This is a genomic window from Feifania hominis (assembly GCF_014384765.1).
In the GTDB taxonomy this organism is placed as follows: Bacteria; Bacillota; Clostridia; order Oscillospirales; family Feifaniaceae; genus Feifania; species Feifania hominis.
Genome location: NZ_JACRSP010000001.1, coordinates 303,365 through 322,443 on the forward strand (window position 1 = coordinate 303,365; position 19,079 = coordinate 322,443).

A 19,079-nucleotide genomic window follows, 5' to 3' on the forward strand; every position below is an offset into this window, starting at 1 on the left:
TTATAAAAAACAGCTACAGATGAAACGGTCGGTCGCACAGGACGCTCCCTCCATTAGTGGTTGTGTTTTATGAAACTCACTTCGCTCGTTATAAAAAACAGCTACAGATGAAACGGTCGGTCGCACAGGACGCTCCCTCCGTTAGCGGTTGTGTTTTATGAAACTCACTTCGCTCGTTATAAAATAGGTCCGCTCTGTCAGCAGAGTGGACCTATTTACTTAAAGAAAAGCCCCCGCCATTGGCGGGGGCTTTTGCTATGGATGGTAGTTTGCGCGTATTGCCGCGAGATCGTTGTCACTGTTGAAGAAATTGGTGAGCATTGCCCCCGGCCGCGAAACGATCAGCGCCGACAGACAGCTCGCGCGGCGCACGGCCTCTTCCAGACTGCATCCTCCCGCGACGGCGGCGATGAAACTGCCGGCGAAGGTGTCACCCGCGCAGCCGGTGTCGAGCACCGGAACTTCGGGAGCGGGGTAGTGGCGGTGGCCGTCGCGTGTGACGAGAACACAGCCCTGCGCGCCGAGCGTGATGATAGCGGCGCGGTTCACGCCCCGGTCGAGAAACCATCTGCCCGCCTGTGCAGCGCTCGCCACGTCGCTGACCGGTATGCCGGTCAGCAGCGAGGCCTCGTGTTCGTTGGGTTTGATGTAGGTCAGGCTCCGGTAGAGCTCCTCATCGAAAGGGACTACTGGCGACGGGTCGAGAAAGGTCTCAATTCCCATCCGGTGGGTCTCGCGAATGGCGTAGGCGACCGTCTCAGGATTGACCTCGAACTGGAAACCGCCGATTTTACAGGTCTCGATGTACGCGCGCGCCGCCTCGAAGTCCTGCGGGCAGAACTTGTCGCTGGCGCCGGGCACAATGACGATCTCATTGTTTCCAGCGTCGTCGCTGAGAATGGCACCGGCGCCGGTGGGAGTCTCAGGATCGATCTGCACATAGCGGCAGCCCACGCCGACGCGTTCGCACTCGGTAAAGCACATACGTCCTGCGGGGTCGTCACCGACGCGGCCGACGATTTCAACCTCGGCCCCCTCGTATTGGGCGGCATAGGCCTGATTGACGCCCTTGCCGCCGCCCGACTCGTAGAGCCGGTGACCGGGGACCGTCTCGCCCACGGCGGGCAGCTTGCGGCTGTAAAAGGTGTAGAGCCAGACGTAGCTGTTCAGTACAAAGACGCGCTCACTCACGGTCTCACCCCTTGATCAGGCCGAGATCGATCATGCCCTGTTTGAGCTCGGCCTTGGTCTGTTCCGGCAGATCGATCAGAGCAGCAGGATAGCGGGTGCCGCGGATGGGAAAGCCCACAAGCTCGCTTGCGTACTTGTACCCCGCGCTGTTGCCGCCCTTGCGCAGCAGCGTGCGGATCTTCATGATATAGGACTGCGCCTCGCGCGCACGGGCGTAGTCGCCGGCGTCAAAGGCCTCGCAGAGCTCGATGATGGGCTTGGGGAAAGCGATGGAAATGAATGAAATGATACCGCAGCCACCGAGCATCAGCGTGGTGTAGATGGTGGAATCACTGCCGGCGATGTACTCAAACCCCTCGGTCTTGACCAGCTCCATGAGCGACTGCAGATGTACGACGTCCTGCGTGCTGTCCTTGTAGCCGCGCACATTTTCATAGCGGTTGGCAAGGTCTGCGATGAATTCCGGCGACATCGGCGTGTGGGGCTGAGAGGCGTTGTAGATGTAAACGGGCAGCTCGGTGCAGGTGATCAGCGACTCATAGTATTGACGGAGCGCCAGCGTGGGATAGGTGGTGAAGGTGGGCTGAGTGAGGCTGATGGCGTCCACACCGACGCGCTCAAACTCATGAATGAGACGTATGGCGTCGCCGTAGGCGGTCTCAATGACATTTGCCATCACGGGCACACGACCGGCGGCCGTCTTGACAATGGTCTCAGTGAGCGCGACCTGTTCCTGCATGGTCATCATAAAGCACTCGCTGGAAAAGCCATTGGTAAAAATGGCGGTAATGCCCTCACCGATCTGCCAGTCGATGATGCGGGCCATCTGTTCGTGGTCGATGCTGCCGTCCGGCCGGTATGTAACTGTGACCTCGGTCATTGCGCCGTGAAACGACGGGTACTTTTTCATGCTGAAAACCTCCATATCTCATAATAGTGAAAACCATGGCTGCGATTTGTCTTCATTATATGGGGTTCCCGAAAGCAAATCAATACTTTTGATAAAAAATACACAAAAAATGTGAATATCATAACAAAATTATCAATAGAAAAGGATATACAGAGGATTATTTGTTCTGTCAATTGATCTGTATGTGGATATTTCACATCAAAAATTGAACATTATTAACAAAAAATGATAATATCCGAAAAAACGATTGTAAATTATCACACAAAATGTTATAATCCAATAAAAGTTTTACAGAATTATGTATTTCTCTGGCGCGTTGAAAAATTCGCAGCAATGCGATTTTGTGGAAGATTCAATATTAACAATGGCAAAGGAGAGGTAAGATTTATGAAAAAGGCACTTTCGATCCTTTTGGCGCTCATGCTTCTGGTACTTCCGGTTCTCAGCGGATGCTCCGGTGGAGGCGGCGGACAACAGCAGGGCGGCGAAACCCAGGGCGTGGACAACGATTCAACCTATACCTTTAAGGCAAAAGACAGAGAGCCCGAAGCTGACGGCAAAAAGCATCTGAAGATTGCCTGTATGCTCCCGGGTCTCGACTCGCAGTTCTGGAATGCGAACGTTGCCTATGGCGTTCAGAATGCGGCTCTCGATGCGGCTGAGAAATATCCGGATTGGGTCGTGGACGTCATCGTTCAAGGTCCGACCAACGAGGCAGAGACGGACAAATTCATCAATATTATGGAAAATGTCATTGCCTCCGAGGATCTCGACGGCATGATTCTCTCGACGCTGGTGGCTGACCCTGCGGGACCGGTTGTCGCCGAGGCAAAAGAGAAGGGCATCCTTGTCAATCTCTACGGCTTCCCGGTCACAACGGCCGATGAGAACTGGGGAACCATCATCCGTACCGATCAGGCCAAAGTGGGCGCTAAGGCCGCCGAGGCCATGTGGGAGACCATTCAGGAGAAGAATCTGCCGGAGGACGGCGTCGTCGGCATGTTCAACGGCGTTGTCAACTCCACCATCGAGCTGATGCTCAACGGCTTCCGCGACAGACTCCAGGAGCTTGGACCGGAGCTGACCATTCTCGATGTGCAGTACAACGAGGGCGATGTCACCAAGGCAATAGCGCAGGTTGAGACTGTTCTCTCCACCCACGGCGACAAGATCGTCGGCCTCTACGGCGGCAACAACATCAGTGGAAACGCCATCGCGCGCGTGCTCGCCGAGAGCAATCTCTCCGGCAAGATGGCGACCGTGTCGGTCGACGCTGACGTCGAGCAGCTCAACTCCCTTGAGAAAGGCGACATGGACGCGCTGGCCGTCAGCCGTTCCTACAGCGCGGTCTATGAGCTCACCGAGCTCACGATCGACGCGCTCATCGGCGGCAAAGAGCAGCCGAAGTACATCCGTACAGATCCTGTCATCTTCCGCAAGGCGGATCTGACCGATCCGGATTTCCCGCAGATGTACATCGGCGATCTCTGGCCGGAGAAAATGAAGAGATAGTTTCCTTTTCGGTATAGCGTATCACAATACGGAAGGATCAGGTAGCGCGGATACGCCGTGAATCCTTCATGGCGTATCCGCGTCCGTTCTATCCACAACGGAAGAGAGGGAAGCGGATATGAACCCAAACAACATCATTGAGGTAAAGGACGTCAGCAAGAGCTTCCCTGGTGTGAAAGCGCTCAAACATGTCTCCATCAATTTTGAACGGGGCAAGGTGCACGGGCTGGTCGGCGAAAACGGGGCCGGAAAGTCGACGCTCATCAAGATTCTGACCGGGGTTTACTCCCTGGACAGCGGTGTGGTCGATTACGCGTATCAGGACCGTGTACTCCACATTCAAAACCCGCTTCAGGCGAGACAGTATGGAATCAGCGCAGCCTACCAGGACCTGACGGTCGCAAAGGAACTCTCGGTCGGTGAGAATTTCTTTCTGGGCAAAGTTCCCAGAAACAAACTGGGCTTTGTCGACTGGAATACCATGTATCAAAAGGCGAGCGAAGTGCTCGAGGAGTGCCACATTGTGGGTGTTGACCCCAAAAAGCCCATCAAGAGTCTGACGGTCAGTCAGCAGGCGATGGCGACCATTGCGAAGATCTCCAATGAGAACGCCAACGTCGTCATTTTTGACGAGCCGACGGCGCTGCTGCCGAACGAGGATGTCGACAAGCTCTTTGAAGTCATCCGCGCCATGGTGGCCCGCGGCACATCGATTATCTACATCTCCCACAGACTGGAGGAGGTCATGGCCATCTGCGACACGGTCACCGTGCTCAAGGACGGCGCCGTGGTGGACACGGTACCCGCTTCAACGCTGGACGTCGACAAGATGGTGTCCATGATGGTCGGCAGAACCATAGAGGAGATTTACAGCATCGAGCATGTTACTCCGGGCGAAGAGGTTCTCAGAGTGGAGAATCTGGCGCGGGGAGATGTGTTTGAAAATGTGAGCTTCTCGCTGAGAAAAGGTGAAATTTTGGGTTTCTTCGGGCTTGTCGGCTCGGGCAGAACCGAGATCATGCGCTGCATTTTCGGCGCGGACAGGCGAACCGCCGGGGACATCTACATATATGGGAAAAAGGCGAAAATCAGCTGTGTCAAAGATGCGACGAACGCAAAACTGGGTCTTGTGCCGGAGGACCGGCGCAACCACGGCCTGGCACTCCCTCTGTCGGTGACGGCCAACATCAACATGGCAGACTACGACTCGATTTCCACACTTGGCATCGTCAACCGCAAACAGGAGGAGCAGCGCAGCCGGGAGTACATTGACCGGCTGAACATCAAGGCCTACTCGGGAAAACAGATTGTGCGCAATCTCTCCGGCGGCAATCAGCAGAAAGTCGTCATCTCCAAGATCCTCGCAAAGGGCGGAGAGATTCTGATTTTTGACGAGCCGACCATCGGCGTCGACGTCGGCGCGAAAAAGGAGATCTACCTGCTGATCGAGGAGCTGATCCAACAGGGAAAATCCATCATCCTCGTCTCCTCCTACCTGCCTGAGGTCATGGGGCTGTGCGACCGGATGGTCGTCATGTGCGAGGGCCGGGTCTCGGGGGAGATCACCAAGAACAAAATCAATGAAATCGGAAGCGAAGCGGCCGAGGAACTCATTCTCAAGATGGCTTCGCAGAATATGGGAGGAGCGGAGTTTCAATGAGTAAACCAGAGATGACCGCGCAGCAGCCCAAAAAGGGCGCAGCCAAGAGCTTTTTCAAACGCTCGAACACAGAGCTGTCCATTTTCCTGCTGATTGTTCTGCTGTTTGTGCTGTTTTCTTTCTTCACCAAGAACTTTTTCTCCTGGTATAACATTCACAATCTGTTCAAACAGTCTGTGGTCATCGGCATCATTTCCATTGCGCTGTCCTTTGTGTTTGTCACGGGCAGAACCGATCTGTCGGTCGGCACCACGGCGGGCCTGAGTGCCATGATTGTCGCTCTGCTGATGAGCAAGCTCGGCATGAACCCGTGGCTCGCAATCATCATTGCGGTGGGGCTGTCGACGCTCTGCGGCCTGTTCAACGGCATCATCATCTACGACCTCAAGGTCGTGCCTTTCATTGCAACCATGGGAACCTCGGGCGTGGTGCGCGGCTTGATCAAATACATGAGTAACGCCATGACCATCGGCAATCTCGACCCGGGCTTCAACCAGTTTGCGCTGACGAAATTTCTCGGCGTATCCTCGCTGATCTACTTCTGGTTTGTCATTGTGGCGATTGCGTTCTTTGTGATGAAGTTCACCAAATTCGGGCGCAATCTCTATGTGCTCGGCAGCAGCGACGAAGTGGCGAACCTCTCAGGCATCAACACCCGCCGCCACGTGTATATGGCCTACATCATCAGCGCCTTTCTCTCGGCGGTCGCAGGTATTCTCATGACCTCGCGCCTCAACTGCGCCGTGCCGACCGGCGGTACGGGCTTTGAAATGAACGCCATCGCGTCGGCTGTCATCGGCGGCGTGTCCATGTCGGGCGCGACCGGTACACCGTTTGGCGCCGCACTCGGTACGTTTTTGATTATGCTGATTCAAAACGGCGGTATCCAGCTTGGCATAGATCCCTTTATCATGGAGTCGGTCAGCGGTCTGATGGTCATCGTGGCGGTCTGTTTCAACGGCTTTCGTGAGAGGAGCGCGGCGAAAGTCAAATCATAAGGATACTTTGGATAAAACGGGTAAGAACGCTTTCCCGCCAAAGGCTGCATGTTACGATGTTTCGCTTTGCTTGGTGTAATAGAGATCATAGAAAAAGAGCCGTTTCAAACGGCTCTTTTTTTGGTAAAATGGAAAAAAGGAGCGTGAGTTTATGAAATCATACCGCAGAGAAATTCACATCAATGTGCCCGGGCGGCGGGGACTTGTCAACATCACCCAGCAGGTCGAGCAGGCAGTACGCGACTCGGGTATTCAGCAGGGGCTCGTCCTTGTCAACGCCATGCACATCACCGCGAGCGTCTTCATCAACGACGACGAGCCGGGACTGCACCACGACTTTGAGGTCTGGCTTGAGCGCCTCGCCCCCGAAAAACCCTATGACCAATACCGTCACAACGGATATGAGGACAACGCCGACGCGCACATCAAGCGCAGCGTCATGGGGAGAGAGTCGGTGATTGCCGTCACAGACGGACGGCTCGACTTCGGTACATGGGAGCAGATTTTCTACTACGAATTTGACGGCAGGCGCGACAAGCGGATTCTTGTCAAAATCATCGGAGAATAGGCCGGCACAGGTGAGGCAGAGCTCCTTTTTCGCCTGTACCGGCGGTTCTGCCGTTTGTTGACACACCGGGCGATCTCGGATACGATAAAAGAAAAGGAGGCATGTGCCATGACATTTGACAATCTGAAAATCAACACGCAGACCCGCCTCATGCCAATGATCGGCTACCCGATGGCCCAGTCGAGCGCGTCGCTTGTCTACGACTGTCTGCTCGAGCGCTTTGACATCAACCGCATCATGTGGCCGGTTGAGATCAAAAAGGGAGAGCTCGCGTCCTTTATGCAGGCCGCGCGGACGCTCCAAATTGACGTGTTCGCCCTCACCATGCCCCACAAGGCGGATATTATCCCGCTGCTCGACGAGGTGGAGCAGAGCTCACGGCTCTTCAACTCCGTCAACATTGTCAAGACGGTTGACGGGAAGACCGTCGGCGCGGGCATGGACGGCAAGGGTTGCGTGGGCGCGCTTCGCGAGGCGGGAACGAAGCTCGAGGGAGCGAATGTCATGCTGCTCGGCACTGGGAGCATCAGCGGCGTTGTGGGCTATGAGCTCTACCGCAGCGGCATCGGCAGCCTGACGCTGCTCAACCGGACTCTTTCAAATGCCGAGGAGGTTGCGCGCCGCCTGCGCGACAACACCGGTCTTGCGGTTGAGGCGAGAGAGTCCACTCCGGCGGAACTCGACCGCGCCGCACGGGATGCCGACGTCTTCATTCAGTGCTCGCCGCTCGGCATGTTTGGCTTTGGCGCGGATCATCCCTATCTCGGCTTTATGGAGAAACTACCGGCGCATGCGGTGGTGATGGAGGCGATCGTCAATCCGCCGATGACCACGGTTGTAAAAAAGGCCAGACAGCTCGGTCTGAAGACCATCGGCGGCGTTGCCATGACCATGGCGCAGATTGCAGAGATCTTTGAGTTCTGCTTTGATGTCCACCCGGATGCGGAGGACCTCGAGGTCTGTACCAGAGTCTGGTGCAACCACTTTGGCATCACACCCGATCAGCTCTAACTCTGCTTTCGTATAAAAAGGGTCCCGCATTTGCGGGACCCTTTTTATACGCGGCGAAAATGTGCCCAATATAAAAGCAAACATCACAATAGAGGACAGGTTCTATTTGGAGCCTGCTGACCGAAGAGCATGCAGTGTTTCTCTGATAGTGCCGAGCGCTTCGTTCGGGTCAGTGATGTTCTGTACGGCCGACTCCATCGGGCAGCGGCCCGTTCCGGCGCGGTTGCGGATTGCCCCGACCCGCTGTCCGAAAGTGAGTGCAACGCCATGCTGCTCGAGAACCTGCGCCGCCGCATCGCTCACAACTGGAGCATGGACAGCCACGACCCCCGCGAGTACATAGAGAAAGGCAGTGGCCTTTCCCACGACCTTGTCGGCAGCGCTGTATCCGGAAAGATCCACTCCGGCCGTCAGCCACTCGACAAGAGGCGCGACTCCGCGCAGGTCACTTGTCAGCGTCTGCTCGCCCCGGCAGAGAACGCAGGTGTGCTCTCCGGCTGCGAGAAGCTCCTTTGCACGTATCAAATCCGTCATAGTTGTCTCTCCTACAATACTTTGTATTTCCACTGTCCGCGGTCCTGATAATAGTAAAACTCCGATTTGGAGCAGTCGTCGAATACGGGCAGAATTTCCAGCATGTCGGCGGCGAGGGGGTAGCGCCCCATTTCATCACGCTTGACCCAGAAGACCTCGCCCTCGGCCGAAGAGCACAGCGATCCGCTGAAGCGGTCGGCCCGGTAGAGGAAGATGACATATCGTGCGCCGTCGTCCGTCGGAAACTGCTTGACGCCGCAGAGAGTGGGGGCGTGGATGGTGTAGCCCGTCTCCTCACGGACTTCCCGTATCACCGATTCCACGAAGGATTCGCCGGGTTCCACATGTCCGCCGGGGAAGGCAACACCGGCCCAGTTTGTCCCTGTGCGGCGCTGCATCAGAACGCGCCCCTCGCGGTCGCAGACCATGCACAGCGTGGTGAAGATCGCCTGCTCCACTCGTCCGCCTCCCTTTTGAGAATATACGGCTATTATAATAGAAAGAAAAAACTGTTGCAAGAAACTGTGAAATAATGGAAAAATTAGATGTGAGGCCAGGGTATTTACGGCCAGGCGATCGGCGTGTTATACTGTTTTTCATCAAATATATTGTGCTGTCGACAGAATGCGACGCTGCAAAACCGCCGGACATAATAAGGGAGCTGAAGATGAAGAAGAGAAAATTGTCGTTTCGCCGCCTTTTGGCAATGCTGCTGGTCCTTTTTGGAACTCTTTCTCTGCGGGTTGTGTCAGCCGCAGTCTTTGCGGATATTCCCGCCGATGCATGGTACCTTGACGCTGTTGTCTGGTGCCGCGACAACAGTGTCATCAGCGGCACTGCAGACGGCCAGTTTGAACCTGAAACAAAAATGTCGCGCGCCATGCTGGCAACGGCGCTCTACCGGGTATCCGGCACTCCTGAGGTGACGGTGAATGCCGGCTTTTTCGATATCCCGGCAGACTCCTGGTACAGTGACGCTGTGAACTGGGCTGCTGCAACCGGCTATATGTCCGGCTATGGAGACGGACTGTTCGGCCCCGAAGACCCCGTGACCCGCGAACAGATTGCCGTGACTCTCTGGAGATATGAGGGGAGCCCGTCAGCCGAGAGCGGGCAGGATTTTGACGACGAGCAGAGCATCTCAGCCTTTGCGGGACAGGCGGTGGATTGGGCGAGAGCCGCCGGCATCATAGCGGGAAAAGAGGACAACTGTTTTGACCCGCAGGGCGACACGACGCGGGCGGAGGCGGCCGTTGTCCTGACGCGCTATCTCGGGCAACGCGACCCAGATGAGCCGCAGCCGCCGCCTCAGGATGAAACCGAACCGCCGGAGTCGGAACCGGGAATTCTCACCCCCAATCAGTACGACAGCAGCGCCTTTGTGATTGACGGCGGTTTTTTGAGCTACCTTGGCGATGCGCCCAGCTATGTTGGGGTGGATGTCTCCGCCCATCAGGAGTGGATCGAATGGGATCGAGTGGCGGCGGCAGGCGTTGACTTCGCCATGATTCGCGCCGGCTACCGCGGTTATACTGTCGGAGAGATTCACGAGGACCGCTACTTCAGATACAACATTGACAACGCTCTGAGAGTGGGGCTCGATGTGGGTGTCTACTTCTTCTCTCAGGCGGTCACACCTCAGGAGGCGAGGGAGGAGGCGCAGCAGCTGCTCGAGTGGATCGAACAGTATGATATTACATATCCGGTCGTGTTTGACTGGGAGCGTGTGGAACAGGGCAACTCGCGCACAAACGAAACCGATGGCCCGACCATCACCGCCTGCGCGAGAGCTTTTTGCGAGGTGATTGCCGACGCCGGCTACACCCCGATGGTCTATGGCAGCCCATCGAAAATCAACACCGAAATTGACCTTTCACAGCTTTCGGAGTACCCGCTCTGGCTGGCCCACTACACAACCGGGTGGAGACCTACGAGCTTTCCCTACCACTACCACATGTGGCAGTACACCAGCAGCGGTGCTGTGGATGGAATCAGTGGGAGAGTGGATTTGAATATTTGTCTAACCGAATGGGAATAGACATAGAGCCCGCGGGTGCTTATTGGTGAGGAAAGGAAAGGCCTCTGGAGCAAGCTCCAGAGGCCTTTTTGCCGGGCATGGATGGAGGGTGCCCGGCATGGGAGTAGCCGGATGAGAAATTCGCAACCATCCGGCGTGGAAAGGGGATTTGGCGCAACTGCGCCTCTGTTAAAGCGTCAAAGTCACGCTTCAACTCGTAAAATGAAAGAATCCTTTCTAATTATATAATCAAATTATCTATAATAGCAACAAAATTCTCTAAATAAGATTTGCTGAAAATGATACACTAACGATAGAAACAAATAAGGAGTATCATTTTGCACACAAATTTTGAAGACAAATATATAACGCTTGGTCTGAAAGTGGCCTACTACCGAAAGAAGAAAGGTTACACCCAGGAAACGCTCGCCGATAAAATCGGAAAGAGCTGGTCGTTCATCGCTCAACTTGAGAGACCAACGAAAGTAGTGGGCGCGTCGCTTGAGACAATCTTTATGCTTGCAGAGGCGCTGGAGATTCCGGCATACAAGCTCTTTCTGGATGATTGACTTTCACAAAAACAGGCAGGGCCCAGTGGTCCTGCCTGTTTTTTGCTTGGAACGCTTTGATCGATCTTGGTGCCATTTGACAGCCGAAAGGGAGCCTGTAGCGTCTGACCCGTATTGCTTCTTTTTCAAAAAAGGAAAATGAGATTGAAATAGAAAAAAGCCTGTAAACACTAGCGTTTACAGGCTTTTTCTCTGGTGGAGATAAGCGGGATCGAACCGCTGACCTCTTGAATGCCATTCAAGCGCTCTCCCAGCTGAGCTATACCCCCAAATGGATGACGCCTCGATTGAGACGTCTTGTACATTATAAGAAATATCGCTGTCTTTTGCAAGTACTTTTTTTAAAAATCTTCACTTTTTTTCTCATTCCCTTTAGAGTAGATTCCACTAACCCAGGGGGCGGGCGGATCCAATACGTTACAATAAGCGGGAAATTGACTTCAAAGTATCTGTGTTCAGGCACTATCGTTCCTGTACTGAAAAAGCCGGTTCCGATACCATGAAACTATATGGAGGGAACGATTATGCTCAAAGAGAAATTGTCCAGAAATTTGAGAAAACTGCGCTCGTCCATGAATTTAACACAGGAGACGGCGGCCGAACTCTGCGATCTGAGCCCCAGATTCTGGGGAAAACTGGAGCGCTGCGAAGCGACGCCCTCGGTTGACACTCTGGAAAAGATCTCTTTGGGGTTGCAGGTGAGTTTGGAAGCACTATTCGAGGAAGACGAGGTAGGCGGCGCGAATGAAAGGTGAGTTTTATGGGGAAATTTATCTTTCCCTTTGCGCTGATACCAGAAAAACCCCCTAAAAAAGTGGAAATTTTTTCAAAACCGCCATTATATCGGCTGGAGTGAAAGATAAATTATCCCTTATAATTTTTTGAGGAGGGATAGTTTATGACCGAAGGCGAAAGAATCGGAATCGAGATCAGGCAGAAACGCAAACAGTGTGGTTACACGCAGGAAAAAGTGGCAAACGATCTTTTTATCAGCCAATCCTATCTGCGGCAGATTGAGCATGGTCTTGCGAACCCCAGTGTGAACATGGTGCAGAAAATCACCTCCTATCTAAATATGGCTCTGGGGGAAAGCCTCAACGATGGCGAAGCTTAGCTGCCTCAGTGGGAATACAGAGATATTCAGCAGGGTAGTATCTGTGTAGAAACTCTGATGATATCCGCTATAAGATCCCCCAATCTGGTAACGGGGGGACTCGCGCCGCCAATACGCCTGACAGTTTCCGGTGGCTCATGCCGGAGCAGCAAAAAAGATATCTGTTTGAGAAAAGACAGACCCGAGCAATCGGGCCTGTCTTTTTTCAGGGCGGGACGAACGGAGGTTCTGCGGTACTTTGAAATGAGCGACGTATTGACGTATTCACTTTGGCGTGTTTAAATGAGATAATAGCAGACGGTGTAACACAAGGAGGAGCGATTAGATGACAAGCAGGATTTTCAAAGAAATGGTCTATGCCAAACGTCATGCCAGTGACTGGAAGCAGGCGGTAGACCTGGCGGCGGAATTCTGGTTCAACAGCGGTTGCTGCGAGCCGAAATATGTCGAGCTGATCAAACAGCAGCTCGAGGAATCTCACGCCTACATGGTGATTGTGCCGGGGATGGTGCTGCTGCATGCGCGTGCGGGCTACGGGGTCCACAAAAATTCCATGATGCTCATCACGCTCGACGAGCCGGTCAAATTTAACCATCCCGACAACGACCCGGTAAGCACTATGATCTGTTTTACCTCGTATGACGAGACGACCCATCTTGAAAACATGCAACAGGTGGGCCAGTTGATGCTCGCGGACGGCTTTTTGAGCGGCGTGGGCGAATACAACACCGATGAGGAACTAATGGAGTTTGTCGTCGGGCTAGAGGAAAAATTGCAGTAGAAAACAGCCCTTTTGCCGAAAGCGAGCAAGTGCAGAGGACCGAATCTGATATTGCCAAAACGGAAGTGCGCAGTAGATGCCGCTTTCTCATTGGAATAGGAGGCGGGTTTGGAGCTGTACCTCTCGGCATCGCTTGGCGAGGTTTTACAAATGTCGGTGCGGCCGAGAAGAAATGATTGCATATTTTTCACGAATGTGGTAAACTAACAACGAAAAAATGTCTCTGCTTCACAGAGTGTGGGGCAGTGCTTTTGCAGAGAAAGGGGTTATGTGTCAATGTTAAAAGTCAACACAGTTTGCTTAAACGGCGTGGGTACCAGCGTGATCCTCAAGCTCACAGTCGAAGCGGTCCTCAAGGAAATGGGTATTGATGCTGTCGTCGAATCAACGGATGTCAAAGGAATTGCGAACTACAGCCCCGATGTGATCGTCACCTCTCCGGAGTATGCCGAGAAAATCGGCCCGAAAGAGTCTGTGAAAGTCGTCACCGTGACGAACTTCGTGGACAAGGAGAACATGCGCGCTGCGCTGCAGAAAGTTCTCATCTGAATTTGACAGCTAAGAGCCCCCGGCAAAGGCCGGGGGCTTTTTACTGCCCGGTCTTGAAACCGGACGCTGCTTTCGGTATGATAGAGACAAACAGGAAAACGGGGGAGACTATGAGACCGAGAAAAAAGAAGAATCTGGCGGCGCGTCTGGAGCGGGTCGCCGATTATCGAATGGAAAACCCACAGGAGTACCGCGGACGCTGGCAGCAGGCCTTTGAACGCCCGAGCGGGCAGAAGATTATGGTGGAGATCGGCTGTGGAAAAGGGCAGTTCATCTGCGAGATGGCGTCGCGCCATCCGGAGATCAACTTTGTCGCAATTGAAAAAGTGCCGGATGTGATCGTCATGGCGAATGAGAAGATCGCGGCTCTCGAGTTGAAAAACGTCAAGTTGATTCTGGGAGATGCCGCTATGCTTGAGGAGATCTTTGAGCAAAACGAATGCCAGCGCATCTACATCAACTTTTGCGACCCCTGGCCGAAAGCGCGCCACGCCAAGCGCCGTCTGACCTCGAAGGGCTTCCTTGCGAGCTATCGACGCGTGCTGGAGCCGGGCGGTGAAATCCACTTTAAGACCGATAACCGGCCTCTGTTTGACTTTTCGGTGGAGTCGTTTCAAAACGAGGGGTATCAGCTCAAAAACGTCTGCTATGATCTGCACAACAGCGACTTTGCCGAAAACATTGTCACGGAGTACGAAAAGACATTCTCCGAGAAGGGGTTTGCCATCAACCGCCTTGAGGCGGTCAATCCCAAGACACTCGAACAGGATGAAGCCGCCGAATAGAGCAGGCCGCGGGAAGCTCCCGCGGCCTTTGTTTTATTGCGGGCGCAACATTTACAGGCCGCCTGTCAGAGCTTTGAAAGCGTATCGAGCGGCCTGTCGCATTTTGCGAGAAAAAGCGATTGACAAGCTCGGGCAAAGCCAGTATAATGATAAGGCAGTCACAAAATGCGGATGTAGCTCATCTGGTAGAGCGCAACCTTGCCAAGGTTGAGGTAGCGAGTTCGAGCCTCGTCATCCGCTCCAAGTCGTCGCAAGCGCCATATCGCTTGCGACGGCTTTTTTTGGTTTCCCCACGGGAACTATGGTTCCCGTGGGGGCCCCTTACAATTGATGTGCGGAAGCCCGAAATGAATTCGGGCTTCCTGGGCGCTATCGCGCCAGTTCGCGCTGCGCGCTCACTCGCGGGAACTATGGTTCCCGTGGGGGTATCTTTCTAAATAAAAAGAGAGACGAATTTCCCTGGAAATTCGTCTCTCTTTTTTTGCTTATTCGTACATCACTTTTCGCAGATTCGTGTAGATGTCCTTAATGTGGTTGCGCATGGCGTGCTTTGCGCGGGTTTGATCGTGCGCCCTGATGGCGCTTAGAATCTGTTCGTGAAAGTCGATGGAGGTGGATATGGTCTTCGTCGGGTTGATGTAGTAGCCGGAATAGGAGCTACGCTCCAACTCGCCCGCGACGGCGGCCAGCGTATTTTTGAGAAGCGAATTGTTGGTCGCAGTCGCAATGGCGAAATGAAAGTTGAAGTCGAGCTGTGACAGCCGCGTGACATCGCTGCCGGCGTTCTCGCGCATTTCGGCGATGATGCCCTCCATGTCCTCAATCGCCCGGTCATCGGCAAACTTTGCGGCCAGATAGGCATTTTGACTCTCGAGCATGATGCGGTACTCCATGATCTCGTCGAGATCCGAGTTTTTGAAAATGTAGCGCAGCGGGATGGAAGAGATGATGCGCAGCCGGTCGTTGACTGTAGTTCCGGCCTTTGTCCGGGTGATGAATCCCATTGCGGCGAGGGCGCTCTGTGTCTCGCGCAGAGTGCTGCGCCCGATTCCGAGTTGCTTGCACATCTCGTTTTCGTTGGGAAAGACATAGCCGGGCTTGAGTGTCTCATCCATAATTAGATCGGTCAGCTTGTCGAGCAGGGTGGACGTGATGCTCTTTTTTGTGACACTGTCAAGATTTGTGTACATGTCCTGAGTCATTTTTTCGTTGTAACTCTGCAGAATGTTCTGGTCCAAACAATCACCTCGCATTGTGCGCGCAGCTTGCCGCAGCGCCGCTTTTCTGTTGAAACCAGTATAACACGACTGGTGTATTTTTACAATCACTATTGTATTACATAATTTTAAATTTATTGAAATATGATGATAATTGCGCCTGAAATACTCTATATTCTTATATGATGTCTGACAACAAGATTTTTAGCTAAAAAACTCCATTCTTGTGAAAAAGCGCCAATAATAACGCCATAATATTGGCAAATTTGCGGAATAGTAAAAGCAAAAAAGCTCCGATATAATAGAGACAGCCAATGATTGTATGATAACAAAAACATGAAAATGAACTATCTATGTATGTTGTCAGACATCAAATATTGATATGGGGGTTTGACGATGAGCGAGGCAAAGAAGACGGACGGCAGAGGGATTCTGTGGGGCGGCTATCTCAATAACGATCATCCCATCACGAAGGATGTTTGGCTTCACGAGGCTTTCCCGGAGTGGGGTTCCTTTCTCAACAGGGAAATTGAACGCACACAGGTGCCGAAAGGGCAGGTGAGCCTGTGGTGGTGCGGCGGCCCCTCCTGGGTTCTCAAGACGGATGAGGGCGGCATTTTTCTGATTGATCAAAACTGTGCGCCCTCCCACTATACGACCTATGACTACTGTGGTGTCTGCCGCCAGGCGGGCGCTGAGAGCATCAACTGGCTGCGCCTCAATCCCCAGGTGATCGATCCGTGGGAATTTGAGAAGATTGACGGCGTTTTCTGCACCCACACCCATGCAGATCACTGCGATATCTTTACGGTAAACGCAGCCCTGCAGACCAGTGAGGCAAAGTTCTACGCGCCGCCGGTAACGGCTGAGCGGCTGCGGGAGTTCCATGTGCCGGAAGACCGGCTGAAAATTGCCCATCTCGGCGATGTGTTTGAGGTGCCGGGGGCGAGAGTCCACATTCTGCGCTGCTACGATGAGACAGCAATCCGCACCGGCACGAAAAAACTGCTGCCCTTTGAGGAGTGCTGCTGCTCGTTTCTGTTTGAGACATCGGGGGGCAACATTCTCTTCCTGGGGGACACCTGGTACCATGACGGCTACGTCAAGGTCGGCCTCGATTACGACATTGATGTGGCGATTTTCGACCTCGGCTTCAACGCACCGGGGGCCACCGACAAGATGACGCCCTACGACGGCGCAAGACTCGGCCAGGCGCTGCGCGCCAAAGTGCTCATTCCCGACCACTATGACAACTGGGTCAACTGCGCCGGCGACCCCGATCTGATCATCAATCAGTTCGAGCGGATTGTCGCGGAGAACACCCCCGAGATCAAAACCGTGATTATGCGCTGCGCCGGGCGCTTTACCTATCCACAGGATCAGAACATCCGGCGCTATCGCTACCCCGATGGCAGCGAGCACTACGATGTCAACAAATCCGTCTTTGGAGACCGTGAAGAGTAAAAGGAGGAGATTATTGTGGCAAAACAACAGAGAAAGGTCATTGTGACGGCCGCGGTGACAGGAGGCATCCACACCCCGACCATGACGCCCTACCTGCCGAAAGGGCCGGACGAGGTGATGCAGAACGCCCTTGACGCAGCGGCGGCGGGCGCCTCCATCGTACACATCCACGCGAGACTGGACAACGGCCAGCCCACGGCGGACTTTGACACCTTTGAGAAAATTCTCAGCGGGGTCAAAAAGAAGAGCGACGTCGTCATCGGCATTACAACCGGCGGCGCGCAGGGCATGACGACCCAGGAGCGCTTTGCGGTCATCGAGCGTTTCAAGCCTGAGATGGCCTCGGCAAACGGCGGGTCGATCAATTTCTGCCTGTCGCGTCTGGCGGACGGACCGGGAATGGACGCCCCGCTTCACGACTGGGAAGTGCCGTTTCTCAAGCGGACCTACGACAACGTGTTCAAAAATACCTTTGCGGATATGGAGTACTGCATTCGCACCATGAATGCCTGCGGCACGTTCCCGGAATTTGAGGTGTTTGATTACGGCCAGCTTGCAAATCTCCAGTATTTTAAAAAGATGGGCATTCTGCCGAAGCAGATCTATCTGCAGTTTATCACCGGCGTCATGGGCGGCATGCCCATGAGTCTCGAGTGTCTGCTCTTTGTCATCGATCAGGCCAAAAAGCTGCTCGGCGAGGATGTGATGTACTCCATGGTCGCGGGCGGGCGCAGAATGTTCCGCTTTGAGACGGTCTGCGCCGTCACCGGCGGCAATGTGCGAGTGGGCCTCGAGGATGGCATCTACATCAAGCCGAACGGGGAGCTGGCCGTCAACAACGCCGCTCAGGTGGAGAAGATCATCAAAATTCTTCACGATCTCGACTTCGAGATTGCGACGCCCGACGAGGTCCGCGAGACCTTCTCACTCAAGGGAGCGGACAAGGTCGAATTCTAGGCGCTGTCACGGCGGGCCCCGCGCCGCTTGCGGGGGCGCGGGACAGGGGCGCCCGCTGTGATTCACAATAAAAAAAGACATCATGAGAATATGGAGGGAAAAGTATGAAAAAGTTAGTGGCGATCCTATTGGCAACCCTGATGGTACTCACCCTGATGGCGGGATGCGGTGGCAAGAGCGACAAGGAAAAGCTCAACACCACACTCTATGTCGGCTGCTCGGTGCGCTCTTTCTCCAATCCCTATATGGTGACCATCAACGAGGGATGTGAGATGTTCTGCGAGTATCTCGATTCCATCGGCCAGAAGTATGTCTTTGAGACCATGCTCAATGAGGGCTCGAGCGACACCCAGATCAACCAGATCAGCGCGTTTCTCGCAAAGTCCAACGGCAATGCCATTCTCTTCTGCGACCCGAATGAGGCTGCTGTCTGCGGCACCATTGCCGAAATGGTAACCGACGCCGGCGCCTACATGTGCACCACCTGGAACAAGCCCGACGACATCAATGTCTGGGACTATGACGGCTGGGTGGCCCACCATTCGCCAAACGACGTCGACATGGGATACCAGGTTGCCAAGGCCATGTTTGCCGAGTTTGAAACCCCGAACGAGGGCAAGATCATCTGCATCCAGGGACTGCTCGGCAACACCACCGCCGTAAACCGCAGAGAGGGTCTTCAGAAAGCGCTCGACGAGTTCAAGGGCGTCACGCTGGTGGCGGACGAGACGGCCAACTGGAGCGCTGACACGGCTCTCGAAGTCACCGAGACGCTGCTCGCCGCTCACGATGACATCGCAGGCATCTGGTGCGCAAACGACGCAATGGCCATGGGCGTCATCAAGGCGCTTGAGGCAAAGGGCCTTGCCGGCAAGGTGAAAGTCTGCGGCGTCAATGCGATCAACACCGTGCTCGACGACATCAGAAAGGGAAATCTGACCGCGTCCGTCGACTGCCAGGGCTGGCAGCAGGGCGGCTACAGCCTCGCCATCTGCTATGATGCATGGCTTGGCAAGATCAACGTGGCGGAGCTTGACCACGACCACCGGCTCTTTGGAACCGGATACACCATGGTCGATAAGAGCAATGTCGACGAGTTTGAAAAAGAGTTCTACGAAGAGGGCGTCAAAATGGATTTCACGAAGTATTGGGAGGAATTCCGCATCGGCGATTACCCTGTGTGATAAGACATTGAACCAGAACTGAATGTGGCCGGTTTGACTTGAGAGGTCAGGTTGAGCC

The 19,079-nt window shown here is 54.1% G+C and carries 20 protein-coding genes and 2 tRNA genes; 16 read left to right on the forward strand and 6 right to left on the reverse strand.

Annotated features, from left to right (window positions below):
* Positions 1 to 255 precede the first annotated feature (255 nt).
* Positions 256 to 1,191 carry a PfkB family carbohydrate kinase gene (locus H8695_RS01425; RefSeq protein ID WP_249299042.1) on the reverse strand — a complete coding sequence of 312 codons (936 nt, stop codon included), beginning with the start codon at positions 1,189 to 1,191 and terminating at the stop codon, positions 256 to 258.
* Positions 1,192 to 1,195: 4 nt separating this feature from the next.
* Positions 1,196 to 2,101, reverse strand: a complete 906-nt coding sequence (locus H8695_RS01430; RefSeq protein WP_249299043.1) for a dihydrodipicolinate synthase family protein — start codon at positions 2,099 to 2,101, stop codon at positions 1,196 to 1,198.
* Between the two features lie 387 nt (positions 2,102 to 2,488).
* Between H8695_RS01430 and H8695_RS01435 the strand changes: the two genes are divergently transcribed.
* The 5 genes from H8695_RS01435 (at position 2,489) to H8695_RS01455 (ending at position 7,850) form a co-directional block, all read left to right on the forward strand.
* The gene (locus H8695_RS01435; RefSeq protein ID WP_249299044.1) at positions 2,489 to 3,613 is read left to right on the forward strand and encodes a substrate-binding domain-containing protein; all 1,125 of its coding nucleotides are present in this window, start codon (positions 2,489 to 2,491) and stop codon (positions 3,611 to 3,613) included.
* 118 nt (positions 3,614 to 3,731) lie between these two features.
* Positions 3,732 to 5,273 carry a sugar ABC transporter ATP-binding protein gene (locus H8695_RS01440; protein ID WP_249299046.1) on the forward strand — a complete coding sequence of 514 codons (1,542 nt, stop codon included), beginning with the start codon at positions 3,732 to 3,734 and terminating at the stop codon, positions 5,271 to 5,273.
* Positions 5,270 to 6,271 carry an ABC transporter permease gene (locus H8695_RS01445; protein ID WP_249299048.1) on the forward strand — a complete coding sequence of 334 codons (1,002 nt, stop codon included), beginning with the start codon at positions 5,270 to 5,272 and terminating at the stop codon, positions 6,269 to 6,271. Before H8695_RS01440 ends, H8695_RS01445 begins: the two co-directional genes overlap by 4 nt.
* 151 nt (positions 6,272 to 6,422) lie before the next feature.
* Positions 6,423 to 6,839 (forward strand): secondary thiamine-phosphate synthase enzyme YjbQ, encoded by a 417-nt coding sequence (locus tag H8695_RS01450; protein ID WP_249299050.1) that lies wholly within the window; start codon positions 6,423 to 6,425, stop codon positions 6,837 to 6,839.
* 108 nt (positions 6,840 to 6,947) lie between these two features.
* Entirely contained in the window at positions 6,948 to 7,850 is a 903-nt protein-coding gene (locus tag H8695_RS01455; RefSeq protein WP_249299052.1) for a shikimate dehydrogenase family protein, read from the forward strand.
* A 102-nt stretch (positions 7,851 to 7,952) separates the two neighbouring features.
* On the opposite strand, the gene H8695_RS01460 is transcribed toward H8695_RS01455, so the two are convergent.
* Together H8695_RS01460 and H8695_RS01465 are read right to left on the reverse strand one after the other, a co-directional pair.
* On the reverse strand, positions 7,953 to 8,384 hold the full coding sequence (locus H8695_RS01460; RefSeq protein ID WP_249299054.1) for a DUF1893 domain-containing protein: 432 nt from the start codon (positions 8,382 to 8,384) through the stop codon (positions 7,953 to 7,955).
* Between the two features lie 11 nt (positions 8,385 to 8,395).
* The gene (locus tag H8695_RS01465; RefSeq protein ID WP_249299056.1) at positions 8,396 to 8,842 is read right to left on the reverse strand and encodes an 8-oxo-dGTP diphosphatase; all 447 of its coding nucleotides are present in this window, start codon (positions 8,840 to 8,842) and stop codon (positions 8,396 to 8,398) included.
* Positions 8,843 to 9,051: 209 nt separating this feature from the next.
* Between H8695_RS01465 and H8695_RS01470 the strand changes: the two genes are divergently transcribed.
* Complete coding sequence (locus H8695_RS01470) at positions 9,052 to 10,422, forward strand: S-layer homology domain-containing protein (RefSeq protein ID WP_249299058.1); 1,371 nt, start codon at positions 9,052 to 9,054, stop codon at positions 10,420 to 10,422.
* A 317-nt stretch (positions 10,423 to 10,739) separates the two neighbouring features.
* Positions 10,740 to 10,970 carry a helix-turn-helix domain-containing protein gene (locus H8695_RS01475; protein ID WP_249299059.1) on the forward strand — a complete coding sequence of 77 codons (231 nt, stop codon included), beginning with the start codon at positions 10,740 to 10,742 and terminating at the stop codon, positions 10,968 to 10,970.
* 193 nt (positions 10,971 to 11,163) lie between these two features.
* Here H8695_RS01475 and H8695_RS01480 read toward each other — a convergent pair.
* Positions 11,164 to 11,239 (reverse strand) — tRNA-Ala (locus tag H8695_RS01480).
* Positions 11,240 to 11,494: 255 nt separating this feature from the next.
* Here H8695_RS01480 and H8695_RS01485 point away from each other — a divergent pair.
* The 6 genes from H8695_RS01485 to H8695_RS01510 all read left to right on the forward strand — a co-directional run bounded on the left by H8695_RS01485 (position 11,495) and on the right by H8695_RS01510 (position 14,442).
* Positions 11,495 to 11,725 carry a helix-turn-helix domain-containing protein gene (locus H8695_RS01485; protein WP_249299060.1) on the forward strand — a complete coding sequence of 77 codons (231 nt, stop codon included), beginning with the start codon at positions 11,495 to 11,497 and terminating at the stop codon, positions 11,723 to 11,725.
* Between the two features lie 143 nt (positions 11,726 to 11,868).
* Positions 11,869 to 12,084, forward strand: coding sequence for a helix-turn-helix domain-containing protein (locus H8695_RS01490; RefSeq protein WP_249299061.1), 216 nt, complete (start codon positions 11,869 to 11,871; stop codon positions 12,082 to 12,084).
* Between the two features lie 325 nt (positions 12,085 to 12,409).
* Complete coding sequence (locus tag H8695_RS01495; RefSeq protein WP_249299062.1) at positions 12,410 to 12,865, forward strand: PTS sugar transporter subunit IIA; 456 nt, start codon at positions 12,410 to 12,412, stop codon at positions 12,863 to 12,865.
* Between the two features lie 276 nt (positions 12,866 to 13,141).
* The gene (locus H8695_RS01500) at positions 13,142 to 13,414 is read left to right on the forward strand and encodes a PTS sugar transporter subunit IIB (RefSeq protein ID WP_249299064.1); all 273 of its coding nucleotides are present in this window, start codon (positions 13,142 to 13,144) and stop codon (positions 13,412 to 13,414) included.
* 110 nt (positions 13,415 to 13,524) lie between these two features.
* Positions 13,525 to 14,199 (forward strand): tRNA (guanosine(46)-N7)-methyltransferase TrmB, encoded by a 675-nt coding sequence (gene trmB, locus H8695_RS01505; protein WP_249299066.1) that lies wholly within the window; start codon positions 13,525 to 13,527, stop codon positions 14,197 to 14,199.
* A gap of 167 nt (positions 14,200 to 14,366) precedes the next feature.
* Positions 14,367 to 14,442, forward strand: a tRNA-Gly gene (locus H8695_RS01510).
* Between the two features lie 242 nt (positions 14,443 to 14,684).
* On the opposite strand, the gene H8695_RS01515 is transcribed toward H8695_RS01510, so the two are convergent.
* Positions 14,685 to 15,437 carry a FadR/GntR family transcriptional regulator gene (locus H8695_RS01515; RefSeq protein ID WP_249299067.1) on the reverse strand — a complete coding sequence of 251 codons (753 nt, stop codon included), beginning with the start codon at positions 15,435 to 15,437 and terminating at the stop codon, positions 14,685 to 14,687.
* 375 nt (positions 15,438 to 15,812) lie between these two features.
* Between H8695_RS01515 and H8695_RS01520 the strand changes: the two genes are divergently transcribed.
* The 3 genes from H8695_RS01520 to H8695_RS01530 all read left to right on the forward strand — a co-directional run bounded on the left by H8695_RS01520 (position 15,813) and on the right by H8695_RS01530 (position 19,021).
* Positions 15,813 to 16,880 carry an MBL fold metallo-hydrolase gene (locus H8695_RS01520; protein ID WP_249299069.1) on the forward strand — a complete coding sequence of 356 codons (1,068 nt, stop codon included), beginning with the start codon at positions 15,813 to 15,815 and terminating at the stop codon, positions 16,878 to 16,880.
* A 15-nt stretch (positions 16,881 to 16,895) separates the two neighbouring features.
* Positions 16,896 to 17,837: a 3-keto-5-aminohexanoate cleavage protein gene (locus H8695_RS01525; RefSeq protein WP_249299071.1), complete on the forward strand. Its 942-nt coding sequence runs from the start codon at positions 16,896 to 16,898 to the stop codon at positions 17,835 to 17,837.
* A 104-nt stretch (positions 17,838 to 17,941) separates the two neighbouring features.
* Entirely contained in the window at positions 17,942 to 19,021 is a 1,080-nt protein-coding gene (locus tag H8695_RS01530; RefSeq protein WP_249299073.1) for a sugar ABC transporter substrate-binding protein, read from the forward strand.
* The last annotated feature ends 58 nt before the right edge of the window (positions 19,022 to 19,079 follow it).